The sequence below is a fragment of the Streptomyces sp. NBC_00876 genome, assembly GCF_045207435.1.
Classification (GTDB): Bacteria; Actinomycetota; Actinomycetes; order Streptomycetales; family Streptomycetaceae; genus Streptomyces.
On sequence record NZ_CP108800.1, the window covers coordinates 203,676 to 221,438 of the forward strand.

Annotated in this window: 17 protein-coding genes; 9 read left to right on the forward strand and 8 right to left on the reverse strand. The window is 71.3% G+C overall.

Features of this window, described 5'->3' with window-relative positions:
• Positions 1-2: 2 nt before the first annotated feature.
• The 4 genes from OG782_RS00910 to OG782_RS00925 all read right to left on the reverse strand — a co-directional run bounded on the left by OG782_RS00910 (position 3) and on the right by OG782_RS00925 (position 2,820).
• Positions 3-308, reverse strand: coding sequence for a hypothetical protein (locus OG782_RS00910; protein ID WP_406447326.1), 306 nt, complete (start codon positions 306-308; stop codon positions 3-5).
• Positions 305-808 (reverse strand): NUDIX hydrolase, encoded by a 504-nt coding sequence (locus tag OG782_RS00915; protein WP_406447328.1) that lies wholly within the window; start codon positions 806-808, stop codon positions 305-307. The genes OG782_RS00910 and OG782_RS00915 overlap by 4 nt, the downstream gene beginning before the upstream one ends.
• A 99-nt stretch (positions 809-907) precedes the next feature.
• The gene (locus OG782_RS00920; protein ID WP_406447330.1) at positions 908-2,215 is read right to left on the reverse strand and encodes an MFS transporter; all 1,308 of its coding nucleotides are present in this window, start codon (positions 2,213-2,215) and stop codon (positions 908-910) included.
• Positions 2,212-2,820 carry an ArsR/SmtB family transcription factor gene (locus OG782_RS00925; RefSeq protein ID WP_406447332.1) on the reverse strand — a complete coding sequence of 203 codons (609 nt, stop codon included), beginning with the start codon at positions 2,818-2,820 and terminating at the stop codon, positions 2,212-2,214. Before OG782_RS00925 ends, OG782_RS00920 begins: the two co-directional genes overlap by 4 nt.
• A gap of 247 nt (positions 2,821-3,067) precedes the next feature.
• Between OG782_RS00925 and OG782_RS00930 the strand changes: the two genes are divergently transcribed.
• Positions 3,068-3,502, forward strand: a complete 435-nt coding sequence (locus OG782_RS00930) for a DUF3592 domain-containing protein (RefSeq protein WP_406447334.1) — start codon at positions 3,068-3,070, stop codon at positions 3,500-3,502.
• Positions 3,503-3,698: 196 nt separating this feature from the next.
• Here OG782_RS00930 and OG782_RS00935 read toward each other — a convergent pair whose 3' ends face one another.
• A complete protein-coding gene (locus OG782_RS00935; RefSeq protein WP_406447336.1) occupies positions 3,699-4,148 on the reverse strand; it encodes a spore-associated protein in 450 nt (149 codons plus the stop codon).
• A 78-nt stretch (positions 4,149-4,226) separates the two neighbouring features.
• Positions 4,227-6,569 carry a FlgD immunoglobulin-like domain containing protein gene (locus OG782_RS00940; RefSeq protein WP_406447338.1) on the reverse strand — a complete coding sequence of 781 codons (2,343 nt, stop codon included), beginning with the start codon at positions 6,567-6,569 and terminating at the stop codon, positions 4,227-4,229.
• 289 nt (positions 6,570-6,858) lie between these two features.
• Here OG782_RS00940 and OG782_RS00945 point away from each other — a divergent pair, with 289 nt between their 5' ends.
• From OG782_RS00945 to OG782_RS00970, 6 genes are all read left to right on the forward strand, one after another.
• Positions 6,859-7,578, forward strand: a complete 720-nt coding sequence (locus tag OG782_RS00945) for a cupin domain-containing protein (RefSeq protein WP_406447340.1) — start codon at positions 6,859-6,861, stop codon at positions 7,576-7,578.
• Positions 7,575-8,645: a hypothetical protein gene (locus OG782_RS00950; protein ID WP_406447342.1), complete on the forward strand. Its 1,071-nt coding sequence runs from the start codon at positions 7,575-7,577 to the stop codon at positions 8,643-8,645. Before OG782_RS00945 ends, OG782_RS00950 begins: the two co-directional genes overlap by 4 nt.
• Positions 8,642-9,883: a hypothetical protein gene (locus tag OG782_RS00955; RefSeq protein WP_406447344.1), complete on the forward strand. Its 1,242-nt coding sequence runs from the start codon at positions 8,642-8,644 to the stop codon at positions 9,881-9,883. The genes OG782_RS00950 and OG782_RS00955 overlap by 4 nt, the downstream gene beginning before the upstream one ends.
• Positions 9,884-9,978: 95 nt before the next feature.
• Positions 9,979-10,791, forward strand: coding sequence for a hypothetical protein (locus OG782_RS00960; RefSeq protein WP_406447346.1), 813 nt, complete (start codon positions 9,979-9,981; stop codon positions 10,789-10,791).
• A gap of 98 nt (positions 10,792-10,889) precedes the next feature.
• Positions 10,890-11,435: a hypothetical protein gene (locus tag OG782_RS00965; protein WP_406447348.1), complete on the forward strand. Its 546-nt coding sequence runs from the start codon at positions 10,890-10,892 to the stop codon at positions 11,433-11,435.
• A 114-nt stretch (positions 11,436-11,549) separates the two neighbouring features.
• Positions 11,550-13,328, forward strand: coding sequence for an asparagine synthetase B family protein (locus OG782_RS00970; RefSeq protein ID WP_406447349.1), 1,779 nt, complete (start codon positions 11,550-11,552; stop codon positions 13,326-13,328).
• 62 nt (positions 13,329-13,390) lie between these two features.
• Here OG782_RS00970 and OG782_RS00975 read toward each other — a convergent pair whose 3' ends face one another.
• A complete protein-coding gene (locus OG782_RS00975; protein ID WP_406447350.1) occupies positions 13,391-14,620 on the reverse strand; it encodes a sensor histidine kinase in 1,230 nt (409 codons plus the stop codon).
• A 170-nt stretch (positions 14,621-14,790) separates the two neighbouring features.
• Positions 14,791-15,408, reverse strand: coding sequence for a TOPRIM nucleotidyl transferase/hydrolase domain-containing protein (locus OG782_RS00980; RefSeq protein ID WP_406447351.1), 618 nt, complete (start codon positions 15,406-15,408; stop codon positions 14,791-14,793).
• 202 nt (positions 15,409-15,610) lie between these two features.
• Between OG782_RS00980 and OG782_RS00985 the strand changes: the two genes are divergently transcribed.
• Positions 15,611-16,873: an extracellular solute-binding protein gene (locus OG782_RS00985; protein WP_406447353.1), complete on the forward strand. Its 1,263-nt coding sequence runs from the start codon at positions 15,611-15,613 to the stop codon at positions 16,871-16,873.
• Entirely contained in the window at positions 16,870-17,763 is an 894-nt protein-coding gene (locus OG782_RS00990) for a carbohydrate ABC transporter permease (protein WP_406447355.1), read from the forward strand. Before OG782_RS00985 ends, OG782_RS00990 begins: the two co-directional genes overlap by 4 nt.

Consider the following 17,763-nt stretch of genomic DNA (forward strand, 5'->3'; position numbering starts at 1 on the left):
GATCATGCCGCAGCCCGGTTCGCTGCGGCGCGCCTCTCTTGACGGAAGACCAGGGCCTCCTTGGCGTCATCCACATACAGCTCCGCAGGGCCGAGCAGCACATCGTGGTTGCTGGTGAGATCCTGCCGGCGCCCGAACAGCAGATACGCCTCACGCAACGCCGTCGGCAGTCCGAGACCCAGCCTCTCCTCGGCAACATCAAGATCGGCTTGAGTCCATCCGTCACCGCGTCCCGGGGCGGCGCCGACCCGTTGAGCGGCGAAGTCCTGGATAGAGGTCCATGCATGGTGGCAGCTGTGCCGCGTCACCAGCGCGCAACGAGCGTTTCTTCCATACCCCGGTTGCGGTACAGCCAGGTGGTCCCGGGGGCGACGGCTCCGGTCAGGTAGCCGACGATGGGGTCCCGCTGCGTTGCCCTGTCCAGTTCTCCGAGCAGATTCAGGGCGTCAGGCAGCGGGAAGAATCCGGCCTGTTCGATGTCGTCGTCCTCCGGGGCGACCTTCCCCGACCACTCGTCGACCTCGAAGGCAACGGCCAACGCCGAGGGGTGCCGCTCGGAGTCGATGTGCATGAGGAACGCGGTCCGTACCGGGTCGCCCACCAGCAGCCCGGTCTCCTCCCGCAGCTCGCGCCGGAGGGCTTCGTGCATGAGCTCGCCGTCCTCGACCCCGCCACCGGGCAGCGACCAGAGGATCTCACCGGAGGCGCCGAGTCGCTCCCGCACAAGCAGGATCTCGTCGCCCCGGCGAATGATGCCAATGACCAACTGCACCCGAGGTGCTGGAGCTTTCGACGTCTCTGCTGTCATGCCGCAGACCGTACTCGCCGGCCAGTGTCTACCGGATCGCGCGGGTCCGGGAGACCTCGCCTGACCCCGGTGGCCCCCGGGGCCCCGGTGGGCCCGGCATCAGCTCGGCAGCGGTCGCGCGTCCGCGTCCTTGCCGGGAGCCACCGGATGGTCCGGAGCCAGGGAGTGGATACGGGGTATCGGCGAGGGCAGCAACCAGAGCAGGGACAGCGCTCCGCCCACGGCCCCGATGAGGAGGGTCGCCCGGAGGCCGATGAGGGTGGCGAGGAGGCCGCCGAGAAGGGCGCCCACAGGGCGCAGGCCGTAATTGATCGTGCTGTACGCACCGGCGACCCTACTGCGCATGCCGTCGGGGATCACCTCCGCCTGAAGGGAGTTGAGGTTGACGTCGAACAGCATGACGCCGACTCCGGAGAAGAACTCGGCCGCGGCCAGGGCTCCGGCGCGAGCCCAGAGGGGACCGCCCGCAGCGGCGGCGATGGCGATCGGCGCCGGGTAGAGCACAGCGCCCACGACGATGCTGCGGCCCACACCGAGTCTCCGCGAGATCCCCGGGGCGATCACCGCGCCCAGGAGCGCACCGGTGGCGCCGATCCCGAACGCCATTCCGATGACTCCCGGAGTCAGTCCGAGATTCCGGCTGGCAAACAGCACGATCAGCCCGCTGCCCGCGACAAAGGTGAAGAAGTTGACAGTCGCCGCGCACCCGAGGCTCGCCCGCAGCACCGGGTGACGGGCGACGAACACCAGCCCCTCCCTGGCACGCCCCAGCAGCGAGGATGCCGCTGGGTCATGGGCCGCAGGCGGTTCCTCGATCGAGACCCGACCGACCAGAACGGCAGACGCCAGAAACGTCAGGGCATCGACGACAATGGCGACGGGCGCGGTCAGCGCCTGGACCAGGGCGCCACCGATCGCCGGACCGGCGACGTACGAAGCCGAACGGCCGGCACTGAGCTTGCTGTTCGCGTCGACGTACGACGAGCGAGGCACCAGGTGGACGAAGAACGGCGGATAGGCGGTGTTGAACAGCACCCCGGCCGCACCCGTCAACAAGGCCACGGCATACAGCTGGCCCAGCGTCACCGCCCCCAGAAGATGGGCAACCGGGAGAGAAAGCAGTACTGCCGCCCGCACCAGGTCGGCGAGAACCATCAGGCGCCGCTTGTGGGCGCGGTGGTCGACCCAGGCGCCGAGGACGATCGCGAGCAGGTTCGGGGTCCAGACGAGCGCGGTCAGCAACGCCACCTGACCGGCGGCGGCGTGCAGCGCTCCCACCGCGATCAGCGGCAGGGCCAGTTCCGTGATCCGGTCGCCGAACTGCGAGATCGTCTGGCCGGCCCAGAAGCGACGGAATCGTCGATCACGCCACAGCGAGACGGGTATGGGCTGGTCCGCAGCGCTCATGGCGTCCCGCCGGTCAGGTCCTCGGCACGCTCCGGCAGGGCGTAACGCAGCAGTTGCACACCGCGGCTGTCGACCGGCCGCGCGGCCTCGTCACGCATCACGTAGGGGGCGAGAATGTGCTCGATCGCGTCCTCGATGGCGACGAGTTCGTCGGCGGAGACGACGACGCGGGTGCCGGCCAGGCCTGCGAGCCGTCGCCACACCGGTTCGAGCTCGGGTTCGACCTCGGCGGCCCACCGGTTCGGCAGGTCTCCCGAGCGCAGGAACATCTCCCGGGACAGTACCCGCGCAGCCGACCGGCCCTCCTCATCGTCCGGATCCTCCGGCGCCTCGAACCGGAAGCCGTGTGCCACCGCCTCCCACCGCCGCTGGCGCCGGTCCGGGCCGGGCTCGGCGTCGCGGACCAGCCCGAAACTCGCCAGATGCCGCAGATGCCAGCTGGTCACCGACGGGGTTGCTCCCACATCGGGTGCGAGTTGCGTCGCCGTCGCCGGGCCGTGCCGCCGCAGGCGTTCGAGGATCGCCAGCCGCACCGGGTGCGCCAGCGCCCGCATCGCCTGCGGATCAGTGATTTCGATATCGCCCAGACGGTTTCCGGAATCCATAACGTGAGAGTCTCCTCTCACGTATTGTGAGAGTCAAGTCTCACATCTCTGGATCCCAGGGAGACCGGACATGCGCCCGGCCGAAGCCCCGCCCCGCAAGGTCACGCCGCAAGATCGGGCGTTCGGTGCCCTCGCGGCCCGGCCGTGGGCGGCGTCAGCCGGCCTGCGTGGGATAACGTCCCTCTCACTCCGGGCGGGTGAAAGGGATCTCGTGCAGGTTCGGATACGTGGGCGCAGCGCCCGCCGGTTGATCACGTTCGCGACGATTGCGTTCGGGGCGGTCTTCCTGGTCGTCGCGGTGATTCTGGCGGGGGTGACGGTCTCGTTCCTGGCGGACGCGGAGCACGCCCCGGGCACGGTGGTGGAGCTGGAGTGGCGCAACGATCACAACGGCGCCTCCCACAAGAGGCGGGCGAGCGACAAGCCGGTGGCCTACCCGGTGGTCGAGTTCACCTCGGCGGACGGCGAAGCGAGGACGTTCCGCAGTTCGACGGGTTCGAACCCTCCGTCCTACGAGGAGGGGGAACAGGTCGAGGTGCTGTACCGCGCCGGCTCCCCCGAGGACGCGCGGATCAAGGGGTTCGCCTCGCTGTGGCTGCTGCCGCTCATCTTCGGTGGGGTCGGGCTGGTGTTCGCGACGATCGGGACGGCGTTCGTGGTGGCGGGCCGGCGGCGCTCCTGAGCCGTATGCGCGAAGCAGGCGGCGCCGGGAAGGCATGGCCCGGGCGGCCCCCGCGTCGCGAGCCGGCCGCTGCCCGTCTCTCCCCTGCACGTTCCCGCGTCGCCTGCTGCTCAGGGATTCTCCCCGGCAACCGCCGGCGGTTCGGCGGTCGGACTCCGGGCGGGGGCGGCGCGGGAACGTGCGGCGATGAGGCGGATCAGCGGATCTCGGTGACCCGGTTCTCCTTGAGCGATGCGCAGTTGGAGTTGTCCACGGACACGTACACGTTGGCGATGTTGCCGCCCCAGCTCACGCAGTGGCCCTTGCCGTAGACGTAGGCCGGCCCCGCGTACGACGTGTAGTTACCGGAGTCCCCGGCCCACTCGTCGGTGTCGGGGACGTAGATGTACGTGGACATGTCCTTGGCCGTGCCCGGGTTGGTGCGGATGGTCGCGACGCAGTTCTTGCCGTTCGTGGCGTTGTACGTCAGATAGACGGTGCCCAGTGAGCCGACGGGCACCGAGTTCACGGTCTTGTAGGCGTTGCCGCAGACCCCCTGCGGTGTGACGTTGGGTGCGGCCGATGCGGCCGTGCCCAGCAAGGCCGTGGTGCCCACCACCAGAGTGGTCAACGCCCCGACAGTCGCGAGATTGCGCACGCTTCCCATTATTTCCCCCTTGTTGCTCCGAGAGCGTTTTGCTCACACTTATGTGACTCGCGATCAGCAGGGATGGTTGTGCTCTGCTCAGCCGGTCGTCCTCACGGTGCCCGATGCCGTGACGTCCGCGCCCGATCCGTCTGCCGGGGTGGCGGTCAGTCGCCAGGTGTAGCCCCCGGCGGCCGCTGCCGTGCCCGGCTCGGTCGTGCCGTCCCAGGTGACCCGCACCGCGCTGAGGGCGTCCTCACCCGTCCAGGTGCGCACGGTCTCGCCGGTCGCGCGGCTGGTGAGTGTCAGCTGCCAGGACGCCGCGGGCCTGGAGAGCCACCACGCGCCCGCCCACTCGCCCGCAGAGGTCCGGGGTGCGGCAGTGCGGGCGATGCTCAGCGGGGAAACGGCGTGCTGCGGGGCGGTGACGTGGACGGTGTCGTCCGCGCCGACCCAGGCCAGCTTGCCCGCGCCGGCGTCGACGGTCCAGGTGGTGCCGCGTCCGTCGCCTTCGACGGGCGTCTTCAGGCCCGTGACAGTGCCCAGGTCGGACGTCGTGCCGTCCGTCTGCAGGGCGGTGAGGCGCAGATCCCCGGATGCGTCGCGCCGGGCAAGGAAGCGGTCGCCCAGGAGCACACCTGCCGGTGGGGCGGGGTAGGTGTGGCCGGTCGCCAGGTCGCGTACGCCCGCGGTGTCCTGTGCGGCACAACTCCAGTACAGCAGAGTGCCGCTGTGCTGCAGTTCGTCGGGGACGCAGGCGGAACCGAGGTCGGTGGTCCCGGTCACCCTGCCGGAGATCAGGTTGATCGCCTTCACCGTGCCGGGCTTGTTCGGTGCCGGCTTGAACAGCGTCTTCTGCTCCAGTACGGCTGCCTGCGCGGGCTGTTCGCGGACGACGACGTCGCGAGCCGTGTCCACGACGTACTGCCGGCCTGCCGCCTCGTACAGCACGAACTGCGGTGCCGTGTCCAGGATCCGGCCGCCTCTGCCCGGCAGCGGGAGGCTGTCCACCGGATGTTCCGGGTCGTCACCGGTCACGAGCACATCGGCACCGGTGTCCTGGTCGGTGAGCAGCCTGGCGGGCCCTTCGTCGGTGCCGTCGGCGAAGCGGCCGGCACCGGGTCCCGGGAACGCGGCAAGTTCCGCACCGTCGGCCGGGTCGAGCCCGGAGCCGATGTCCTTGCCGTGCAACGTCTGCGTACCGGCGAGGGAGTTGACGTAGCGCAGGCGGCCCCGGTCGAGGCTCAGTGCCCCGATCGCGCCGTCGGCCGTCTTGACCCGCGGCACCTCCCGCAGCGGCAGATCGGCGACGAGCCCCAGGCCGTCCACGCTGAACAGATGCACGGCGCGCCTGCCGTCGGCGTCCTTGCCCAGCACGACCAGCGAGCCGGAGCCCTCGGAGCGCAGGAAGGCCTGCTCCACGTCGCCCAGCAGTGTCCGCCCGGCGTCCGCCCCGCCGAAGGGGGTGAGTCGCAGCGGGCCGCCTTCGCCCTCGTACCAGAGCACGTTGTCGCCCACCACGAACGAGGTGACCTTGCTGTCGGAGGACTGCGTGGCGAGCGGCACGATGCGCGGGGCGGCGGCGCCGCCCAGCGGCATGACCCGCACGCCCGGCTCCCCGCTGCGGGAGAACCAGCTCACCGTGTTCTGCGTGATGCGGAAACTGCCGGCGTCGCCGGTCACGGGCAGCGGGGCGACCCTGCCGTTGTACGCGGTGAGGATGCCGTAGCCCGGGGTGCCGTCCGCGGTGCGGTAGCCGATGACGAGCTGGTTGGAGTACGCGCCGAGCAGCACCGGCTCGGCGCCGGTGCCGGCTCCGGCGGGCAGCTGCACGACCGGGTCGCTCGACGGGTCCCCGCCGCGCGCCACACGCAGCTGGTACGTACCGTCGCCCTGGTCGACGGTGGCCAGCACCCAGCCGTTGGCGACGCGCGGGTTGAGGTATCCGGCGGGCAGGCTGATGGTGCTGGTGAAGCCGGGATCCTCGATGCCGACCCGGACGACGTCCGTGCCGCCGTCCTCGCGTGGCCTTGTGTAGACGACGCGGTTGAACTCGTCGTGGGTGCGCACGACGGCGTCCTGCGGCACCCCGTCGAGGGCCGGGACGGGCTTGGTGGTGCGGTTGTACGTCGTTGTCCAGAGGTAGCTGCCGCCCTCGCGGTGCAGTGTGCCCTGGCTGCCGGTCGCGAGTACCGTTTCGGCCCCGTCGCCGTAGGCGTCGGGCGCGGGTATGGCGACCTCGATCGCTTCAGCTGCGTGAGCCGTGGCCGGGAGGACGGTTGTCAGCCCCGCGGCGAGGACGGCGGCGACGGCTGCCGCGCCGGCCGTACGGCTGATGCGGGTGGTACGGGCAGTACGGACGGTGCCGTCCGCGCTGTCCGTACCACCCGTGCTGCTGTCCGTGCTGTCGGTGCGGCTGACTGCGTGCAGGTGATGGGACACCTGACCCCCTATTGCTATCCGTTAACATGCATATTGCCGTGTGAACACGGTCAACCATACATAGTTGCGCGGGAGTTGTGTGCGTGATGTGTGCAACTCGTGTCGCAGGGACGCTGGGTGGGGCCGGGCGCGATGGGGCGTGAAGGGCCGCCCCCACCCCGTCTGTTCACCCGGCGTCCATGGGCACGTTGCCCAAGTGTCGTTCCAGAGGCTCCCCTTGTGGTGAATCAAGGCCATACGATGCGCTTGCGAGGCGCGCGCCGCGCACAGGAGTACGGGGGGAGGCGCGATGTCCGGGAGACCGAATGACGGCATGCCCGACGCCATGCCGGCCGGAGCGTGGCACACGCTCCCGCAAGGGGTGGAGCTGTACCGCCTGCGGCCGGACGGAGGCATCGAGCTCGCCGACCGTGCGGGCACCCGCGAACTGGGGCCCGAGCGGGAGTTCCTCCGCTTCATCGATGACGGGCAGTTCGCCCACTACCTGGTGGGCGACGCGAAGACCTCTCCCGAGCGCCCCTCGAACGCCACGGTCAAGCTCGGTGTCGTGGCGCCCCGCAGCGCCTTCACACCTCATGCGCACGGCGGTGAGCACTTCGTCCTCAGCATGGGCTCGGCGTCGTGCGGTCTCTTCGACGTGCACCACGACAGGGTCGTCGATGTCCCGCTGGTGCCCGGGATGCTGATACGGATCCCCGAGATGATGCCCCACTCCTTCGCGAACAGGGGCACCGGTCCGCTGACGATCCTCGCGGCCAACACCGGATACGGAATCGACCACGAGGACTACGCGATCACTTCCGGCGAGGCCGAGCGCCGCGCCCGCGAGGACGCTTCGACGGCCGGTCCGCTCGCTGTCGCGACCGCCACCGACTACCACGCACTCGCCGCGGCGCTGCGCGACATCGAGCGGCTTCAGCGCGAGCGCGGGATCGCCCCCACCGGCGTCCGTGAGCGCATCGCCGCCCGGCTGCGCCGGCTGGCCGCCGCACTGGAGGTGCGCCGGTGATCTGCCCGCACTGCGAGAGGAACCTCCTGCGCAAGGAGCGCCCACGCAACACGTGCTCCCACTGCGGGCGGGAGTACGCCCTCGATCCCAAGACCAATCCGCTCGGTCTCAGTGACCTGCGGGTGCGACGCGTCCTCGCGAAGATCACTGAGGAGGGCCGGATCGCGGTGGCGCCCGACCAGTTGTGGTTCGCGCTCGCGCGCACCCGCATCAAGGAGCGCAAGTTCGCCCCGGGTTGTGCGGGGTCATCGCTCTTCGCGGGCCTTGTCGTCGGCTTCTTCGGCCTCTCCACGCACATCGGCGCCCTCCTCGTCATCTCGGCAGTCCTGCTGCTCACCTCGGTGGCGTTCGCCTGCGCTCGAGCCGCCGGGGCCGGCCGGGGCATCCCGGCCATGAGCCGTGCGGCGTTCCGTTCGCAGGTGCTCGGGCCCTGGCGCACGGTGTACGGCGCGCTGCCGCTCGAGGTGATCGAGGACAGCGCACCGCCGCGCGTCCGGACCGGATCCCGCCCCTCGTCGGAAGACGGGGCCGGGGCCGGGGCCGTACTGCTGTGCCCCGACAGTTCCATCAGGGCGTTCCTGACCGCGAACGGACTGCCGGCCCGCTACGGCATCACGCTGGCCGAACATCTCGACGCGGTCCACGCCCTGCCGGCGCGCGGCCCCGTGATCGTGCTCCGCGACGCCGACGCCCACGGCGAACTCCTCATCCGCCAGGTCCGCGAGACCCTGGGGCAACGCCCGGTGATCGACGCGGGAGTGCCGCTGCGGGCCGCCCGCGCGCTCGCCCGGCCCGTTCCCTACCGCGACCGCGCCGACCGGCCCGGACGGGAGACCATGGCGCGGCTCACGGCGCTCGGCGAGTTCACCGAGGAGGAGCTGAAGTGGCTGGGCAGGGGATGGCGGGTGGCGCTCGTCGGCATACCCCCCGCCCGGCTCCTCGCGACCGTCGGCCGGGTGGCCGAACGGGCCGCCCGGGGAACCGGGCCGGGGCAGCATCGAGCGGCGGCTGTGGGATTCATGACCTGGCCCGCTCCGGCGCACCAGAACCCGGAGGGTGACCGGTGATCTGTCCCCGCTGCACCGGCTCGCTGACGCGCAAGCAGCGCACCGGACGCCTCTGCGCGCACTGCGGAAAGCGCTTCGCCCTCGACCCGGCGGTCCACGGCACGGGCATGCACGACCTCCGTATCCGGTCGGTGGCGCGGCGCGGCACCGACCACGGCCGTCTGAAGATCACCCTGGGCCAGCTCTGGTACCTGTCCCGTACCCGCAACTACGCGTGGGCCGGGCGCGACGCGGAGGGGGTCCCGGCCCGGATCCGCTGGCTCGTGGCACTGCCGGTGAGCCTGGGCCTCCTTCTGTGCGCGGCCCTGACCGACGGTGTTCTCGCGTTCGCCGCCTCGGTTGCCGGGGCCGCCGTCCTCGTCGTCGCATCGGCCATGCGCCATCGCCCGGCTCAGCCGCCCACTTCGCAGATCATCCCGTCCGAGGCGGTGTTCCGCGGTCTGATGAACGGTGCGTGGACGGCGGCGTACCGCCACCTCCCGGACGGCGTCATCGACGACGCGCGCCCGCTGCCCCGGCCGCGTGGCGCGAGCCCGGCCCGAGTCCCTCCTCCGGTGTCCCGGCCCCGGGCGCTGATCCTGTGCACGGACCCGCTTGTCTCCCGCTTCCTCACGGCCAACGGCATTCCTGACCGGCTGGATGCGGTCCTCCTGGAGGCCGTCGGAGCGCAGGGGGCTGAGCGCTCGACCGGGACGGGCGAGGCGGACGGAGCCGACGTGTCGTCCGCCGCTGCCGGGGCTGCTCTCCAAGCGCTCTCGGCTTACGGTGGCGCGCTTCCGGTGGTGGTCCTGCACGACGCCGACCCGATGGGCGTCCTGCTGGCACCCCTCATTCGCGGCGCGCAGCCGGGGCGGATCGTGGTGGACGCGGGTCTGCCGGTGTCCGCGGCCAGAGGCAAGCCGGGCGTCGTACGGCTTGCCCGCCAGAACCGGTTCACCGACGCGGAGCAGCTGCGCACGGTCGCCGGACTCCCGGAAGCAGATGCCGCGTGGCTCGCCGCCGGTTTCTGGAGCCCGGTCGCCGCCGTCCCGCCGCGCGTTCTCGAATCGGCCGTCCTACGGGCGGTGGAGCGGGCCCTTGCCGCACCGCCGCCGGGTCCCCTGGCCGAGCACACCGGCGGATTCCTCACCTGGCCACAGGATCCGCAGACTCCGCACTCCCCCCGGGCCCGGCAGGGGCGAGGCACCGGCCGGCCCGGTGCCGGCACCTCCAAGAAGGAAGGCCCCCGCCCCGCATGACCCCGCGACACTCTCAGGTTCCCGGCGGCGGGAGCTCCTTCGCCCCGGCTCCCCGAACCGGGCGTGGGCCCGCCGCCCGTCTCCTCGATCTCGCGATGTCCCGGGCCGCTGCCCGCGCCGCGGGTCCCAGCGGCATCAGGTTCACGGAACGCCAGCTCTACTACGAGACCTGCCGCGTCCTGAATCCGGCCGCCACACTGCTCACCCGTATCCCGCGAACCCCGGCCCCTGCCCTGCGGCTCTCCACGTTCATGGGCGCGCTGGAGGCGCGCGGCAGGCAGTCCGTGGAAGGACTGCTGCCGGGACCCGCCGCGCCGCCGCCTCGGCCGGTTCCGCTGCCCGATGGGCCCGAACCCGATCTCTACGCGTACGGGCTGCCCCGTCTTCTCCTCTGCCAGGACCGGGCGATCGCCCGCATGCTGCTCGCCAACCATGTCCATCTGGAGGCGGCCTGCCCCGTTCTCACTGCTGCCGACGCCCTCCCTCTCGACCCGCGACTGCTCGCGGCGCTGGAGCGGGCGGAGGGTGCCACGGTCCATGTGCTGCACGACGCGAGCCCCGAGGGCATCGGGCTCCCGGAGCGGATCCGGGCCGCGCTCGGACCCGTCCCCGGTGTCCGGGTGGCGTCGATCGGACTCGTGCCCCGGCACGCGGCGGCCCTGCGCCTTCCCACCGGCCGCCGCCCGGCACCGGCTCCCCAGCCGCGCGCCTGGCCCCCGGCGCTGCGGCCGCAGGAGATCACCTGGCTCGAGCGGGGACGGTTCGCGCAGGTGGCGGCCGTCCCGCCACCGCGCCTGGTGCGTACGGTGCTGCATCTCACGCGGGGACCACGACCGCCCAGGACCTCGATGTGGACCGGGCTGCGTGAGCTGCGGACCACGGGGTTCCTCACCTGGCCCGCCTCATGATCCACCGCCTCACCCGCACGTGAACACCGGATGACCCGCCCGAGCCGAGCCCTGCCTCCTGCGGCCACGACCGCCCACAGACCCGAGGAACGCCCACGATGATCCGACCTCGCGAGATCGGCTACTCCGACGAACTGCTCGCCGACGGCAGCGTCCACCGGCGGTACGAGGACGGCCTGGAGGAGTGGCGCAGGCGCGAGGGTTCCTCCGGCGGCCTCGCCCGCTGGCACGACAACCGGAACGCCTCGGGGACCGACGAACTCCTCGGCAACCGCATCATCAAGCGCACCCTCGCCGACGGCACGGTGACGTATGCCCGGGACATCGGGTACGGCCGCACGCTCTGGGGCCGCGGCGAGAGTGTGACGGTCAACCGGACATCGTTCGGGGGCAGGATGGGCGTCATGCTCACCGGCCTGGGGGTGGCCGGCCTCGCCATCACGGCCACTCAGCTGCCGCCTCTGAGCATGAGCCCCGAGGAGGAGGAGGAACTGCGCCGGCAGGACCGGAGCCAGTCGTCGTCCTCCGGGGATTCGGGCTCGGGCGGAGGCGGTGAGGGCGGAGGCGGTGAGGGCGGGCCGGACGACTGGGACGCGGGCTGGGACCACGGCGAGGACACGTGGAGCGACGACGACTTCGGCTGAGCCGCCTGGCGTCCGGGCTTCCCGGACGCCACCGGATTCGAGAGCAACGGCACGAACAGAGCAATGAGTGCGGCCGGCACGAACAGTGCGACCGGACAAGGAATGGAGCCGTCCGTGGCACGCTTCTGTGTCTGCATCGCCCCGACCACCGGGCAGGCCAGGGCCCACGTCGAGGCGATGGGCGGGTCCGGCGGCGACCGGACCGTCATGGACGGCGTCGCCGGGGCCGGTCTGGGACTGATCCCGGGCGAACCCGGCCGCGCGGAGGGACCCTTCGCGGCGTACGGGCTGACGGCGGTGGGTGAGGTCACCCTGCACAACCGCCCGGACCTCGTGGCCGCGCTGCACGCCGAGGGCGAACCGGTACCCGCCCGGTGCTCCGACGGTGAACTGCTGCTGCGCTGCTGGGCGCGGCTCGGCGAGGCGGGGCCGGCGCTGGCCGAGGGCATGTTCGTCCTGGCCGTGCTGGACCGCGGGGACCTGGTCCTGATCCGTGACCAGGTGGGCGCGCGCACACTCTTCCATGCCCGTGCCGGACGGGCCTGGGCGGCCTCGACCTCGCTGAGGGCGCTGCGGCGCTGGCCGGCACTCGGCACGTCGATGAATGTGTCCGCGGTCCGTTCGTTCCTCACCTTCGCCTATCTGCCGGGCGAGGAGACGCTCCTGACCGGTGTGCGGGAGGTCCTGCCCGGCCGCGTGGTGCGACTGTCCGCGGACGGGACGGTCACCGAATCCGTGTACTGGGAGCCCCGCGAGAACATCGCGCAGCCGGTGCCGGAGGATCCGGCGGAGTACGTCACAGAGCTCCGCACGCTCCTGGAACGGGCGACGGCCGACCGGCTCCCGGTGGCGGAGCCTGCCGCCGTCCTGCTCTCGGGCGGCATCGACAGTTCCCTCGTCACCGCGCTGGCGGCGAGGCTCCACAACCGTCCGGTGCACACGTACTCGATCAGCTTCGGCGACGAACTCCCCAACGAGCTCGGCTACTCGGGCCTGGTGGCGGCCCACTGCCGGACCCGCCACCGGGTCCTGAGCGTGTCGGGCGAGACGGTCGCCTCGCGGCTCGCGGAGGCGGCAGCGCTCCTGGACAGTCCGGTGGGCGACCCGCTGACAGTCCCGAATCTGCTGCTCGCGGAGGCCGTTGCCGCGGACGGCGCCTCGTGCGTCCTCAACGGCGAGGGAGGCGACCCCGTCTTCGGCGGGCCGAAGAACCTTCCGATGCTGGTGCAGGAGATGCACCGGGAGGCGGGAGCGCCGTGGGACGAGGACCGGGCGACGGCGTATCTGCGTTCGTACCGCAAGTGCTGGACGGATCTCCCGGCGCTGCTCACCGCACAGACTCTGGACGCGCTCAGGGACGCCCCGCTCCCCCAGCGGTTCGTCGAGCCGTACCTGAGCGCCGGCGCCGGCGGTCCGCACCGCATGGGCCATCTCCTCAACCAGCTTCTGCACTGCAATCTGCGGACCAAGGGGGCACACCACATCCTGACCAAGGTGGAGCGCCTGACCGCGTCACAGGGCATCGAGGGGCGGGCGCCCCTGTTCGACCGCCGGGTCGTCGACCACGCCTTCGCGACGCCGCCCGCGTACAAGCTCCGTGGATCCGCGGAGAAGTGGATCCTGAAGGAGGCGGTGCGCGACCTTCTCCCGGCCACGGTCGTCGACCGCCCCAAGAGCGGGATGCGGGTACCGGTGCAGCAGTGGCTGTCGGGGCCGCTCCGTGAACTGGGGAACGATCTTCTGCTGAGCCGGCAGTCGGCCGGCCGGGGTCTGTTCCGCGCGGACACGGTCCGCACCTGGATGAAGGGCGAGGGCACGCTCCTGCCTCGTCAGGGCGGCAAACTGTGGCTGGTCCTGACGCTCGAACTGTGGCTGCGTTCCTACGCGTTGTGAGGGCTGGGCATCAGGGGAGAATGCGCATGGGGCGCCTGTGGCGATCCTTGCACTCGGCTGACTCAGGGCTGCTGGACCAGCGGGATCGCGGCGGAGAGCACGGTGCCCTCGCCCGGAGCGGACTCGACGGTCAGAGTGCCGCCGAGCTGTTCGACGCGGACCCTCATCGCGGGCAGACCGTGGCCGCGTACGCCGCCGGGCCTCTCGACATGGTCGAAGCCGCGGCCGTCGTCGGCGATGTCCAGCACCACCTGGTCGTCGAGGTACGTCAACGTCAGCGCGGCGGACCGGGCGCCCGCGTGCTCGCGGATGTTGGCGAGGGCGCCCTGCGCGATGCGCAGCAGCGCCGACTGCACCCGGTCGGGGAGACCGGTGGCGCGGGCGCCGTCCCGGTGGAAGCGGATGCGGAGGGTGTCCGACGATTCCCGGTCGGCGAGAGTGCGCAGCGCGCCGTCGAGGCCGCCGCTGCCGGCGAGGTCGGCGGGGGCGAGGTCGTGCACGAAGCGTCTGGCCTCGGCCAGGTTGTGTTCGGCGATGGAGGCGGCGGTACGGGTATGGCGGCGTGCGGTCGCGGGGTCGCTGTCCCAGAGCCGTTCGGCGGCCTGGAGCAGCATCTGCTGGCTGGACAGCCCCTGGGCCAGCGTGTCGTGGATCTCCATCGACAGCCGCTGGCGTTCGGCGAGGGTGCCCTCACGGCGCTCGGTGGCGGCCAGCTCCCGGCGGGTGCGGATCAGATCGGCGATGACGGCCCGGAGCCTGGCCGCCTGTCGCTGTGCGTGGAGGAACACGGCCGTCGCGAGTGCGGCGACGGCCGGCGGTCCGAGCACCAGGTTGGGGTCGAAGCCGAAGCGCAGCCGCAGTTTCACCTGGGCGACCACGACAAGGGTGGTGATCAGTGCGACAAGGACGATCGCCGACCTGGTGCGCAGGGACCGCATCGCGGTGTAGAAGAGCGGGACCGCGCACATCGCGAAGCTCGGCGCGAGGACGACCAGGGTGAGCCAGACCCCGATCACGGCCGTCAGCCAGAGCGCGGCGGCCCTGGTGGCGGCCCCGGGTTCGCCGGGTGCGGGAACATCCCTCGGGCCCAGAACCGGACCGAGTACGTACAGCAGGGACAGGGCGACGGCGAGGCCGATCACCCAGGGAGTGGTCGCGGTGGTGGGGTGGACGAGCAGATACCGCGTGAGCGACGAGCACAGGAGTACGAAGAACGCCACGTGCATCACGGTCGCGAGCCACCCGGCATCGGGGTCGGCCGAGTCCGTGTCGATGGGCGCCCGCTCGTTCATCCGCACTGCGCACTCCTCACCACCGGCCGTCCCCCGGCTCCAGGCTATCCGGAATGATCCCTTCCGAATCGACTCATCGGTTACCCGGGTGCCCGTGGATGGTGTCTACAGACCGGATACCTGCGGATGGTCCGCTCGAACCCCGCCGCCGGGCTGAAGCCGTCCAGCGGTCAGAGGCCGGCGAACAGGTCGCCGAGGGGTGCAGGTACACGATCGGGGTCGAGGGCTTCGACGAGCACACGACCGTAGTGGATCTTGCGCCCCTTCTTCGTGCCGAGGAAGCGCCGCAACTGCTGCTGCTCGGTACGGCCCTGCTGCGCGGGCTGGCGCAGGAACGTCTGCAGGGGACGCAGATCCCCCTCCGCCTCGATGAGCTCCTGCACCCGGATCACGCCGAGTGCGCGGATGAGCTCGTCCTCCAGATCCGCCGCGCAGACGAAGAACCCTTGCTGTGGCGCGTCGGCTCGTTCCAGGGCGCGGCTGTAGTACGGACGCTCCGCCTCGTCGCACAGTCCCGTGAGGCGGATTCCCAGGCCGGACGGCCCGAGGAGGAGAGCGAAGCGCCCCACGCTCATCGCACCGCCCATCGGCAGGACGCAGACGCCCTCGACCGCCAGGTTCCGGCCGCGGCTCGCGGCCAGCGCGCCGACCGCCGCGGCATCGCTCGGCCCCTCCAGCAGGACGGCTGCCCGGACGGAGAGCCGCGCGGCAAGTTCGCGCGCGGGGTCGCCAGGGCCACCCGCCGCCCACGCGGTGACCGCCTCCCGGAACAACCCCATGTCGGACACGGGACGAGTCTGCGCCATCCCCGCCCGCAACGGTAGGGAATTTCCGCCGTCCGGCGCGGTGTTCGACGGTTGCGGCGCCGACGCACACCCGGGATGCTGCCATGTGCACGCAACAACTCTGTCGTAATCCATCTGCATGGTTGGTCGTTGAGCCGACATGGGCCTTCTCGGCCGGCCCATTGCGACGAGGGAGGGATGCACCGTGACGCTCAGCCGCAGGCAACTGATCGGCACCGGGGGAAGCCTCGCACTGACGGGGGCGCTGGCCGCCGCGTGCGGATCGAACACGGGGCGGGAGGACGACGGGGGCGGCGGCGCGGGCAAGGTCACCCTGCACCAGTGGTACCACCAGTACGGGGAGGCGGGCACCGAGCAGGCCGTACGACGGTACGCGGGCGCCTACGGGCCGGCCCGGGTGGAGGTGCAGTGGCGGCCCGGGTCCTACGACGAGCAGACCGCCGCGGCGCTCCTGACCTCCTCGGGGCCCGACATCTTCGAGGGCAGCCCGACCCTCGACCAGATCCAGGGCGGCCAGGTGGCCGACGTCACCGAACTTGTGGCCTCGGTGCGCGACGACTTCAACCCGGCCGTGGTGCGCACGTACGACGAGAAGCTCTGGGGCATCCCCCAGGTCATCGACATGCAGATGCTCTACTACCGCAAGAGCCTGCTCAGGGACGCGCATGTCCAGCCGCCCACAACGCTCGACGAACTCATCGACGCGGCAGCTGAGTTGACCACCAAGGAAGTCAAGGGGCTGTTCCTCGGCAACGACGGCGGCGCCGGGGTGCTGGGTGGGACGCCGCTGTACGCGGCGGGGCTGCGCCTGGTCACCGAGAGCGGCGAGGTCGGCTTCGACGACCCGGCCGCCGCCCGCACACTCGCCAAGTTCCACCGGCTCCACGCCGACAAGTCACTGCTGCTGGGGGCACCGACCGACTGGTCCGACCCGTCCGCCTTCATTCAGGGGCTCACCGCGATGCAGTGGTCCGGGCTGTGGGCACTGCCCGCCATCAAGAAGGCTCTCGGCGACGACTTCGGGGTGCTGCCCTTCCCCAAGGACGGCGCAGCGGGCAGGCCCACCGTGCCCGTCGGCGCGTACAGCGCGGTCGTCAGCTCCCGCAGCAGGCACCTCGCCGAGGCCAAGGCGTACATCAAGTGGCTGTGGGTCGACCGGACCGAGTACCAGGAGGACTTCGCCCTCTCCTACGGCTTCCACATCCCGGCGCGGATCTCGCTGGCCAGGAAGGCTGCCAAGCTGCGGGAGGGCGCGGCGGCGGATGCCGTCTCCTACGCCACCGAGCACGGCTACGCGCAGCCGCTGCTGTGGACGCCGGCCAGCCAGACCGCGTACCAGGACGCGCTGAGCCGCATCATCAAGGACGGTGCGAACCCCGACACGGAGGTGAAGGAGGTCGTGCGCAAGGCCGGCTCCGAGCTCCAGCGCGTACGGAAGAAGCGGTGAGGCATCGCACCCTGTGGTTCTGGGTGTTCGTCGGCCCCTTCGCGGCCGGGCTCGCGCTGTTCACGTACGTGCCTCTGCTGTGGAGCGTGTACCTGAGCTTCTTCGACGCGCACAACACCGTCTCGCCGACGCGGTTCGTGGGCCTGGACAACTACGCGTCGATGCTGGGCGACGGGGCGTTCACGGACAGCCTCGGCACGTTCGGGCTGTTCGCGCTGTTCATCGTGCCCGCCACGTACGTCCTTGCGCTCGCCCTTGCCCTGATGGTGAACCGGCTGCGCCACGCGCAGGCGTTCTTCCGTTCGGTGTTCTTCCTGCCGGCGGCCTGCTCCTATGTGGTGGCCGCGCTCATCTGGAAGCTGTCGATCTTCAACGGGGTGCGCTTCGGTCTGGCGAACACGGTGCTGGGATGGTTCGGCACCGACCAGACGGCGTGGCTGTCCACCACCCACCCGCCCTGGTACTGGCTGGTGATCGTGACCGTGCGGCTGTGGCTCCAGGCCGGGTTCTACATGATCCTCTTCCTCGCCGGACTGCAGCGCATCCCGCCGCAGCTGTACGAGGCGGCAGCCGTGGACGGCGCACGCCCGGGATGGCAGGTCCTGCGGTACATCACCTTCCCGCAGCTGCGTGCCACCTCGGTGGCCGTGGTGCTGCTGCTGGTCATCAACGCGTTCCAGGCGTTCGACGAGTTCTACAACCTGCTCAGCGACTCGCGCGGCTATCCCCCTTACGCCCGGCCCCCGTTGGTCTACCTCTACTACACCGCGCTCGGGCAGGGGCAGAACCTGGGCGAGGGCAGCGCGGGGGCCGTGATCCTCGCACTGATCATCGCGGTCGGCACCGTGGTCCAGGCCCGGTGGTTCGGGCTCGCCGGAAAGGAGGACTGA

Excerpts from the sequence above, each read along its gene's own strand:
- OG782_RS00915 (WP_406447328.1), bottom strand. The coding sequence starts at position 808 with ATGACAGCAGAGACGTCGAAAGCTCCAGCACCTCGGGTGCAGTTGGTC.
- OG782_RS00920 (WP_406447330.1), bottom strand. The coding sequence starts at position 2,215 with ATGAGCGCTGCGGACCAGCCCATACCCGTCTCGCTGTGGCGTGATCGA.
- OG782_RS00925 (WP_406447332.1), bottom strand. The coding sequence starts at position 2,820 with ATGGATTCCGGAAACCGTCTGGGCGATATCGAAATCACTGATCCGCAG.
- OG782_RS00935 (WP_406447336.1), bottom strand. The coding sequence starts at position 4,148 with ATGGGAAGCGTGCGCAATCTCGCGACTGTCGGGGCGTTGACCACTCTG.
- OG782_RS00945 (WP_406447340.1), top strand. The coding sequence starts at position 6,859 with ATGTCCGGGAGACCGAATGACGGCATGCCCGACGCCATGCCGGCCGGA.
- OG782_RS00960 (WP_406447346.1), top strand. The coding sequence starts at position 9,979 with ATGTCCCGGGCCGCTGCCCGCGCCGCGGGTCCCAGCGGCATCAGGTTC.
- OG782_RS00965 (WP_406447348.1), top strand. The coding sequence starts at position 10,890 with ATGATCCGACCTCGCGAGATCGGCTACTCCGACGAACTGCTCGCCGAC.
- OG782_RS00975 (WP_406447350.1), bottom strand. The coding sequence starts at position 14,620 with ATGAACGAGCGGGCGCCCATCGACACGGACTCGGCCGACCCCGATGCC.